This window comes from Dietzia massiliensis, from assembly GCF_018390595.1.
Taxonomy (GTDB): Bacteria; Actinomycetota; Actinomycetes; order Mycobacteriales; family Mycobacteriaceae; genus Dietzia; species Dietzia massiliensis.
The window spans coordinates 1-9,064 of sequence record NZ_JAHBAV010000081.1; the positions used below are offsets into that span (position 1 = coordinate 1).

The 9,064-nt window shown below is 74.4% G+C and carries 7 protein-coding genes and 1 pseudogene; 3 read left to right on the top strand and 5 right to left on the bottom strand.

From position 1 onward, the window contains the following. Positions 1–76 precede the first annotated feature (76 nt). Positions 77–1,099, top strand: coding sequence for a ferredoxin-like domain-containing protein (locus KHA85_RS15315; RefSeq protein ID WP_213186468.1), 1,023 nt, complete (start codon positions 77–79; stop codon positions 1,097–1,099). Here KHA85_RS15315 and KHA85_RS15320 read toward each other — a convergent pair. The 3 genes and pseudogenes from KHA85_RS15320 to KHA85_RS15330 all read right to left on the bottom strand — a co-directional run bounded on the left by KHA85_RS15320 (position 1,091) and on the right by KHA85_RS15330 (position 3,103). Then, entirely contained in the window at positions 1,091–1,780 is a 690-nt protein-coding gene (locus KHA85_RS15320) for a cobalt-precorrin-6A reductase (RefSeq protein WP_236885776.1), read from the bottom strand. The genes KHA85_RS15315 and KHA85_RS15320 overlap by 9 nt on opposite strands. A gap of 241 nt (positions 1,781–2,021) precedes the next feature. Further along, positions 2,022–2,405 (bottom strand): annotated as a pseudogene (locus tag KHA85_RS18660) (SAM-dependent methyltransferase); the annotation flags it as partial. Further along, positions 2,324–3,103 carry an SDR family NAD(P)-dependent oxidoreductase gene (locus KHA85_RS15330; protein ID WP_213186469.1) on the bottom strand — a complete coding sequence of 260 codons (780 nt, stop codon included), beginning with the start codon at positions 3,101–3,103 and terminating at the stop codon, positions 2,324–2,326. The gene KHA85_RS15330 and the pseudogene KHA85_RS18660, both read right to left, overlap by 82 nt. Before the next feature lie 96 nt (positions 3,104–3,199). Here KHA85_RS15330 and KHA85_RS15335 point away from each other — a divergent pair, with 96 nt between their 5' ends. After that, positions 3,200–3,607 carry a pyridoxamine 5'-phosphate oxidase family protein gene (locus KHA85_RS15335; protein WP_061228734.1) on the top strand — a complete coding sequence of 136 codons (408 nt, stop codon included), beginning with the start codon at positions 3,200–3,202 and terminating at the stop codon, positions 3,605–3,607. Positions 3,608–3,855: 248 nt separating this feature from the next. On the opposite strand, the gene KHA85_RS18360 is transcribed toward KHA85_RS15335, so the two are convergent. Next, positions 3,856–4,962 carry a M24 family metallopeptidase gene (locus KHA85_RS18360; RefSeq protein ID WP_213186470.1) on the bottom strand — a complete coding sequence of 369 codons (1,107 nt, stop codon included), beginning with the start codon at positions 4,960–4,962 and terminating at the stop codon, positions 3,856–3,858. Between the two features lie 195 nt (positions 4,963–5,157). On the opposite strand from KHA85_RS18360, the gene KHA85_RS15345 reads away from it, so the two are divergent. Beyond that, positions 5,158–6,087: a 5'-3' exonuclease gene (locus tag KHA85_RS15345; protein ID WP_213186471.1), complete on the top strand. Its 930-nt coding sequence runs from the start codon at positions 5,158–5,160 to the stop codon at positions 6,085–6,087. Positions 6,088–6,303: 216 nt separating this feature from the next. Here KHA85_RS15345 and KHA85_RS15350 read toward each other — a convergent pair whose 3' ends face one another. Then, entirely contained in the window at positions 6,304–8,964 is a 2,661-nt protein-coding gene (locus KHA85_RS15350) for a DEAD/DEAH box helicase (RefSeq protein WP_213186472.1), read from the bottom strand. Positions 8,965–9,064 lie beyond the last annotated feature (100 nt).

The following is a 9,064-nucleotide window of genomic DNA, read 5'->3' on the forward strand; positions in this document are numbered from 1 at the left end:
ACCCCCCCGTCACGCCACGGACCGCCGCCGGGCGTCGGGTCCCCCGCGACCGGGCCGGCCGATACTGTGGTCCGCCATGGACGACTCCGCCGCTGACCACCTCCCCGGCCCCAGGGGCGTCTCCGCGATCACCGACGGCGACAGGGCCCGCCTGCACTTCCCCGGCGGCCGCCTGCGCCCCGCCGACTGGACCGCTCTGGCGGCCCTCGCGGCCGACCACGGCGGCGCCGTCCACACGGTCGCCGGCGGCGGACTCGAGCTCCGCGGGATCGACCCCGACCCGGCGGGTGGCGACCACCGGGACGGCGACGGTCCCACCGTCCGCAGGCTCTGGGAGCGCGCCACGGATTCCGGCCTCCTGCCCCCGGGCGGTCCGCGCCGCCTGCCGGTCGTCCTGGCCTCGCCGCTGGCCGGCCTGCTCGACGGCCACCACGGCCTCGCCGACCTGCCCGACCGGCTCTCCGCGGCGCTGGCCGGTCACGCCGGGATCGACGCCCTCGCCGGCCGACTCTTGTTGGGGCTCGACGACGGCTCGGGAGATGTCCTCGCGCACTCCCCCGACCTGGCCGCAGTCGTCGACGGCACCGACGGCACCGCGCGGATCCACGTCGCCGGCCGAGAGGTCGCCGTCCGGGTCCGGCTCGACCACGCGGCGGTCGTCCTCGCGGACGTGGCAGCCCACCTCGCGCGCTCCGCGGGCCCGGCCGACGTGCCCGCGTCCGGGGAGGTGCACGACCTCGTCGTCGTCGCCCTGGACTCCCACCCGCTCACCACCACGGTCACCAGGGACGCCGGCGCGCGGGTCACGTCCCCCTCTACGCAGGTAGAGGGGCGGCTCGCGGCCGCTGCCCCGACGGTCGGGTGGGTCGACACCTCCGACGGGCTCGTCAGCCTCCTCGCCGTGGTCGCCGAGGGCGTCATCCCCGCGCGGCTCGCCGAGTTCCTCGGCGCCGTGGAGCGGCCCGGCACCGTCTCGGCGGACGGGGTGATCGGACTGCACGGGCTCACCGAGGGGATGGCCGAGCAGGTCGTGCGGGTGCTGGCGCCGATGGGGATGATCTTCGACGCGAGCTCGCCCTGGGTGCCCGGCTCAGCGTGAGCCGAACCGCCCGACCAGCCAGCGGGCGGCCTCGTCGACCGAGTGCACGGTCTCGGGGGCGGGCGGCGCCTCCGGCCGGTCGACCATCACCACCGGTATACGGAGGTCCCGGGCGGCCGCCAGCTTCGCCGCCGAACTGTCGCCGCCACTGTCGCGCGTGACGAGCACGTCGATCCGGTGCCGCGACATCAACGTCCGCTCGGAGTCCTCCCCGAACGGCCCGCGGTCGAGCACCAGCAGGTAGCGGTGCGGCAACGGCCCGGGCGGCGGCTCCGAGCAGCGGATGAGGTAGGAGCCGCGGGTGTCGCCGGCGAACTCGGACGCGCCCTGCTTGCCGACGGTGAGCATCGGGCGGCGGAACCGCTCGGCCACCACCTGCGCGGCGGTCCGCGTGTCGGGGACGCGGATCCACTCGTCGCCGGGGCGTTCGGTCCACGGCGGCCGGTGCAGCCGCAGCAGCGGGGTGCCCGTCTCCGCGGCGGCGTGGACCGCGTCGGTCGAGATTTCGTCGGCGAACGGGTCCGTCGCGTCGATCACCGCGCTCACCGCGTTCTCCCGCAGCCAGTGCGCCAGGCCCTCGGCACCGCCGAACCCGCCGATGCGGACCTCGCCCCGGGGCAGCCGCGGGCGCGTGACCTTCCCGGCCAGGGCGGTCACGACGTCCAGCCCGGCGGTCACCATGAGGTCGGCCAGCCGCCGCGCCTCGCCGGTGCCGCCGAGGACGAGGATGAGGCCCGGATCGCCGCTCGGCCTGCCGCTCGGCCTGCCGTCCGACGGGCCGAGCGGCGGGTGCTGCCGGGGCGGGTGCTGAGCCGGCGGGTGCAGCTGGCGTCGCCGCGGGCGATGTGTGGTCCGCGCGGCCGGCCGCAGGGATCCCGGGCACGAGCTCCCACTCGATCTCCGCGGCGTCGAGGGCGCGCGTGTGCGCGGCCAGCCCGGGGTGCTGCGACGGGTCCCCGGCGTAGAGCCGCACGACCCGGTCTCCGCGTTCCACCGCCTCGCGGATCCGCGCCGCGGCGTTCTCCGGCGAGAGATCGGTGGCGTCGACGACCCGGGCCGTCGGCGGGCACAACGACAACGCCGCGCCGACGTCGGAGTCGCACAGGCAGGTGCCGCTCAACGCGATCAGCCGGGACGCGCGGACCGTGAGCAGATCGACCGGGCCGGGGCCCGTGCCGACGAGGTGGACGGCCGCCGGGTCGGGACCCGGCCGTGGCGGAGCGCTCACCGCGGCATCCGCCTCCACACGGGCTGCGGGACGAGCCGCGCCACGGCGAACATGACCCGCAGCTGCCACGGGATCCACACGACGCCCGCCCGCCGCTCGAGCACCCGCTCGACCACCGCGTCCGCCACCTGGTCCGGTGTCGACGAGAACGGCGCCGGGTCCATGCCCTCGGTCATCCGGCCGATGACGAACCCGGGGCGCGGGATCACCAGGGTGACGCCCGTGCCGTGCAGCGCATCGGCCATCCCGGAGGCGAAACCGTCCAGCCCGGCCTTCGCGGAACCGTAGACGTAGTTGGCGCGCCTGACACGCTGCCCCGCCACCGAGGAGAACGCCACCAGCACACCCGTCCGGCGCGGTTTCATCCGCTCGGCCAGCACCGTGAGCAACGCGGCCTGCGCCACGAAGTCGGTGTGCAGGATCCGGGCCGCAGCCAGGGAGTCGCGCTCGGCCACCTCCTGGTCGCCGAGGATCCCGAAGGCCAGCACGGCGATGGTGATCGGCCCGACGCGGGCCTCGATCCCGTCCACGACGCGCGCGTGTGCGTCGAGGTCGTCGGCGTCGAAGTCCACGATCTCCACCGCCGCCGCGCCGGCCTCGACGAGCGGGGCCTCGAGTGTGGACACGTCGCCCCCGGGGCGGCTGGCCAACACGACCGTCCGGCCGGGTGCGAGGCGGTGGGCGACGGCGAGGCCGATCTCGCTGCGGCCACCGAAGACCACCACGACCTCTCCGCCGGACGCGGGCAGGGACGACGGGGTTGCGGGTGTGGGCATGCGCCCAGTCTCCCACGCACGCCTGCGCGCCCTGCGCCGAGTCGCTGTGGCAGGCGTCCGCGCCCTGCGCCAAGTCGCTGTGGCAGGCTCGGCGGCATGGCGCACACCCTGGCAGAGCTCTCCGACGAGGCGCACCGGTTCCTGTCCGAGTACCACCTGGGATCGCTCACGACGCTCCGGCGCGACGGGTCCCCGCACGTCGTGGCGGTGGGCTTCACCGTGGACGTCGAGGGCGGGCTGGCGCGCGTGATCACCCGGCGCGGCTCCCAGAAGGCCCGCAACGCCGCCCGAGGCGGACGCGCTGCCGTCTCACACGTCGACCGCGGTCGGTGGCTCACCTTCGAGGGCACCGCCCGGCTGCTCGACGACCCCGACGCCGTCCGTGAGGGAGAGCGCCGGTACGCCCTGCGCTACCGCGAGCCGACGCCGAACCCCGAGCGGGTGGTCGTGGCCATCGAGGTCGACCGCGTGCTGGGCTCGGCGCAGATGTTCACCGGCGCCTGATCTCGGTCGCTCCGCCGTGCTGGCTCGGGCCGCGCGCAATCGGCCCGGGCTCGCTGTGGGCTGGGCGGCGGCAATGCTGGGCGGCTGCGGTACTCGCGTGCATCGGCGGGAGCGAGACGCCAGGCACAGGGGCGGCTGCGAGGGCAGCGGCGGGAGCGAGACGCCATGCTGAGGGGCGGCTGCGGTACTCGCGTGCATCGACGGGAGCTAGACGCCAGGCACAGGAGCGGCTGGGCGGGCGTCGGCGGTCAGAGCACCCGCAGGCCGCGCTCTCCGGTGTTGAGGTCGCGCCGGCCGTCGGCGGTCACCGCGACGATGTCCTCCAGCCGCGCGCCCCACTGCCCGGACCGGTAGATACCCGGCTCCACCGAGAACGTCATCCCCTCCTCGAGCACGGTGTCGGCCCCGGGCATGACGAACGGCGGCTCGTGCAGTCCCAACCCGATTCCGTGGCCGGTGCGATGGATGAACAGCTCGCCCAGGCCGGCGGCGGCGAGGTGCTCGCGGGCCGCTGCGTCGACCTCGCCGATCGCGACGCCCGGGCGCACGGCCTCGCGGGCCAACCGCTGCGCCTCCTGCAGGACCGCGTAGTTCTCGGCGACCTCGGCGGAGGGCTCCCCCATCGAGTACGTCCGCGTGCAGTCCGAGTGGTACCCGCTGGGCAGCGGGCCGCCGATGTCCACCACCACGATGTCGCCGGACTCGATCACCCGGCCCGATACGCCGTGGTGCGGGTCGGCGCCGTGCGGGCCCGACCCCACGATCACGAACTCCGCGTGCGTGAGCCCCTCGGCCTCGATCGCCGCCGTGATGAGTTCGCCCGCCTGCTCCTCCGTCCGGCCCACCCGGAGGAACTCCCCCATGCGTGCGTGCACGGCGTCGATACGGCGGGCCGCCTCGGCGAGCTGCTCCACCTCGTCCGGGGTCTTCACGGCCCGCACGTGGTCGATCACCTCCGAGGCGAGCACCACCTCGCCGTCGACGCCGTCACGGAGCGGCACCAGGTGCAGGGCCGGCAGTGCGCTGGAGACCGCCACCCGCCCGGCGACCTTCCCCGCCACGAGCGGCACCGGGTCGGTCCCGTCGGACCACGGGTGGATCTCCGCTCCCACGCGCTCGGCGGCGCGACGGGTGACGTCGGTGAGCTCGAGCGCGGGCAGCACGAGCAGCGGCTCGCCGCCGGCGACGGGCACGACCAGCGCGGTGAGTCGCTCGTGGGAGTCCATGCGCTCGCCCGTGAGGTAGGACATGTCCTCGCCGGAGTACACCACCACGTGGTCGATCCCGAGTGCGCCGGCGCGGTCGCGGACGGCGGTCAGACGGGTGGAGTGGAGCTGCGGGTCGGGAGTCGGCATGCCTCCACACTAGGCGCGGCGAAGCGGGCGACGCGGGCGGACGCGCGCGGCGGGGGTCGGCGCTGGTGGCCGAGGGCGACTAGCCTGACGGGCGGTGGCCGTCCGCGACCCCCGATCTGCATGACTGCCGATCTGCATGACTCCCGGCCGACGTGACGCCTGACCGGCATGATCCCCGACCCATAAGGAGGCGCGGTGTCCCAGGGCCCGCTCATGGTTCTCGACAGCGCCGGCCTGTGGTTCCGCGCGTTCCACTCCGTGCCCGAGAAGATCACCGGGCCCGACAGCGCCCCGGCCAACGCGGTGCGCGGGTTCTGCGACATGGTCGCCGTGCTGGTCGAGGAGTACTCGCCGACGGGCCTGGTGGCCGCCCTGGACCGGCAGTGGCGCCCGGACTGGCGGGTGGAGTTGTTGCCGTCGTACAAGGCGCACCGGGTGGGTGACGACGGCGAGGAGGACGCCCCAGCATCGCTGGGCCCGCAGGTCGGCGCCATCCGCGACGTCCTCGGCGCGGCGGGCCTCGCCCAGGCCTGGGCGGAGGACGCGGAGGCCGATGACGTGCTGGCAGCGCTGTCCGCTCGTGATCGCGAGGTGCTGGTCGTCACGGGCGACCGCGACCTGTTCCAGCTGGCCTCGGCGACGACCACCGTCGTGTACGTGGGGGCGGGGATGAAGAAGCGGCTCGCGTACACCCCGCAGGTCGTGGCCGAACGCTTCGACCTGCCGGCGGGCGACGACGCGCGGGTGTACGCGGACTATGCCGTGCTGGTCGGGGACGCCTCGGACGGCCTGCCGGGCGTCGCGGGGATCGGCGCGAAGTCCGCCGCCACGCTGCTGCGCGAGTACGGCGACCTGGACGGGATCATCGCCGCCGCGGGCGACCCCGGTTCGGCGATGAGCGCCCGCCAGCGGAGGGCGATCACCGAGGGCGCCGACTACCTGACCGCGGCGCGCGGGGTGGTCCGGCTGGGCGGGCGTGCGTTCGACGTGCGGTTCGACGGCGACGTGGACGGCCGTCGCGGGCCGGTGGACTCCGGGCGGATCGAGTCGTTGGGCGAGTCGACGGGCCAGGCGCGCGCGATAGGCCGGCTGCTGGAGGCGACGGCGGTCCTCGACGAGGTATGATCCGCGCCCGCCGGGGAAGCTCGTACGCGGGGATTGGTCGTAACGGTCGCGGTGAATTGCGCGATCCGGTCCGACCATTACGACCAGGACCACGCTGATCACGACCACTTTTGGTTCCGGGCGCGGCGCGGCGATGAGGGGGTGCGGCGCCGCGATGAGGGGGTGCGGCGCCGCGATGAGGGGCGCGGGATGCGAGGCGCGCCGGGGCGGGTGGGCTCAGGCCATGTGGTCGAGCACGACACCGCGGCGCAGCGACCCCACCGCCGAGCGGGCGGTGCCGGCGAGGTCCGGCTCGGCGACCTGGCCGACCTGTGCGAGCACGTCCACCACGAGTCGCGCGGACCGGACGAAGTCGCCGGCGGTGAGCTCGACGCCCTCCTGCCACGACGCGGCGAGGATCGAGGCGAGTGCGCCCCCCGATACCCAGTGGTGCAGAACCGGCGCGAGTCCGGCGTCCAGGTCCGGGGTCGTGGGCAGTCTGTGGGCGCGCTCCACCTCGGCGACGTCGGCCGCGACCCGCTCGGTCTCGGCGAGGGCCGACCGTAGGACCTCGTCCGAGGGCTCGCGGATCGCCGAGTCGGTGCGCGGGTGCGCGACGATGGTCGCGATCACGGCGGCGAGCCCAGCCGCGTCGAGCCCCCGCCACACGCCGCGGCGCAGGCACTCGGCCACGAAGAGGTCCTGTTCCGTGTGCACCCCGGCGAGCAGGTGGCCCGCGTCGGTGGCACGCAGGACGCCGTCGACCTTCTCGAGGTAGCCGAGGTGGCGGAGCAGGTCGACGATCCGGCGGAAGCGTCGGGCCAACGAGTCCGCGTCGGCGTCGACCTCGGCGGTGAGGGCGGCCACGTCGGCGTCGGCGCGGGCCCAGCGCTCGTGCAGGCGGGCGAGCTTGTCGATCCGCGGGTCGTCGTGCAGCGGATGCTGGCGCAGGGCCCGGCGGGCCGCCGCGATCCGCGGATCCTTGCGGACCGACTTGCCTCCGGCGTTCTTCATGCGGCCCTTGGCCTTACCCCGCAGGTGTTCCATACGTTGGACCAGCGCGCGCTTGGCCCGGCCGTCCAGCTTGCGGCGGCCCCTGGGCAGGTCCACGCGGCCCACCGGCACGGGCGGTGCCGCGAAGTCGTGTTGGCGCAGCCAGCCGGTCCACCCGGTGTCGGTGAGGCAGAGCAACGCGGGGTCCGAGGGGATGTCGGTCCGTACCTGCAGCACGGTCGCGACCATGCCGAACCGCTTGCGGCCCACGGTGATGACAGAGCCCGCGGTCTGCTTGAGCATGGCCGACCGCACGGAGTCGAGCCGGTCGTCGCGCGTGGCCTTCTCGGCCTTGCGCTCGAGCCTGCTCAACTCGGCGCGCAGGCCCATGTACTCGTCGAGGTCCGCGTCGCCCCCGGCCTCCTCGAGCGAGGCGCGCATCCGGTCACGCTCGTCGGAGCGGCGCTCGATGGCGCGGGACCGCGACACCAGCGTGCGGTCGGTCTGGAACTGGGCGAACGACCGTCCGATGAGAGTCGTGGCCTCTTCCACCCCGAGCTGCTCGACGAGGTTCACGGCCATCGAGTAGTCGGGCGTGAAGGCGCTGTGCAGCGGGAATCGTGGCGTGTCGACGAGCGCGGCGAGCGCGTCCAGGTCCAGGTCGGGCTGGTCCAGCACCACTGCCGTGCCCTTGGTGTCGATGCCGCGCCTGCCGGCCCGCCCGGTGATCTGCGAGTACTCGGCGGACGTGAGCATCATGTGCGTGTCGCCGTTGAACTTGGTCGTCTTCTCGAGCACCACGGCGCGGGCCGGCATGTGGATCCCCAGCGCCAGCGTCTCGGTGGCGAAGACCACCTTGATCAACCCGGCCGAGAACAACTCCTCGACGATCGTGCGGAACAGCGGCAGCATCCCCGCGTGGTGGGCGGCGAGCCCGTTGACCAGCCCGGCGCGGAACGCCGCGAAGTCGAGCGCGTCGAGGTCGGGCTGCGGGACCTGCGCGACCGCGGAGTCGACGTGCGAGGCGATGCGCCGGGCCTCCTCACCGGTCGTGAGGCGCAGCCGGGCCCGGCGCATCTGCGCGACCGCGCCGTCGCAGCCCGCGCGGGAGAACACGAAGTAGATGGCGGGCAGGAGGTTCTCGTCGTCGAGCCGCTCGATGACGTCCTGACGGCGGGCCCACTGCGCGCGCGGGCGGGAGGCCATCCGTTCGTCGTGGTACCCGGACCGGGCCCGCCGGCGCTGGTCGGCGGCGGCGCGGACGGGGACGAGATCGCCGTCCGTGTAGAGCATGTGGGCCAGCGGCACGGGACGGTGCTCGGAGAGCACTACGGCGGTGTCGCCGCGGATCTCGGTGATCCAGTCCCCCAGCTCGTCGGTGTTGCTCAGCGTCGCGGACAGCCCGACCAGCAGAACGGCCGGGTCGAGGGTGAGGATGATCTCCTCCCACACCACGCCCCGCGAGCGGTCGCCGAGGTAGTGGATCTCGTCCATGACCACGCAGTCGAGGTCGTGCAGTGCCGACGAGGCGCTGTAGATCATGTTGCGCAGCACCTCGGTGGTCATCACGACGATGGGCGCGTCGGCGTCGATCGAGTGATCACCGGTGAGCAGGCCGACGTTCTCGGGGCCGAATCGCTCGCGGAACTGCCGGAACTTCTGGTTGCTCAGTGCCTTGACGGGCGTGGTGTAGAAGCAGCGTCCCCCGCCGGCGAGGGCCCGGTAGGCCGCGTACTCGCCGACCAGGGTCTTGCCGGACCCCGTCGGCGCGGACACGAGCAGGTTCCGGCCGGCGTCCAGGGCCGCGAAGGCCTCGAACTGGAACGGATCGGGCGCGAATCCCTCGCCGGAGAGGAAGTCCTCCAGCAGATCGTCGGGGTGCGTCTCGTCAGGTGATGTCGTCATAGATCGAACCGCCGCCCGCCGGGGCCTGGAGCGGTCGGGTGTCGCCGGGCGCGCGGGTACCGGATACGCCGGCGCCGGCGTATCCGGTACCCGCGCGCCC

Bases quoted from the DNA above. Each gene is read 5' to 3' on its own strand.
- KHA85_RS15315 (WP_213186468.1), top strand. From the start codon at position 77: ATGGACGACTCCGCCGCTGACCACCTCCCCGGCCCCAGGGGCGTCTCC.
- KHA85_RS15320 (WP_236885776.1), bottom strand. From the start codon at position 1,780: ATGGTGACCGCCGGGCTGGACGTCGTGACCGCCCTGGCCGGGAAGGTC.
- KHA85_RS15330 (WP_213186469.1), bottom strand. From the start codon at position 3,103: ATGCCCACACCCGCAACCCCGTCGTCCCTGCCCGCGTCCGGCGGAGAG.
- KHA85_RS15335 (WP_061228734.1), top strand. From the start codon at position 3,200: ATGGCGCACACCCTGGCAGAGCTCTCCGACGAGGCGCACCGGTTCCTG.
- KHA85_RS18360 (WP_213186470.1), bottom strand. From the start codon at position 4,962: ATGCCGACTCCCGACCCGCAGCTCCACTCCACCCGTCTGACCGCCGTC.
- KHA85_RS15350 (WP_213186472.1), bottom strand. From the start codon at position 8,964: ATGACGACATCACCTGACGAGACGCACCCCGACGATCTGCTGGAGGAC.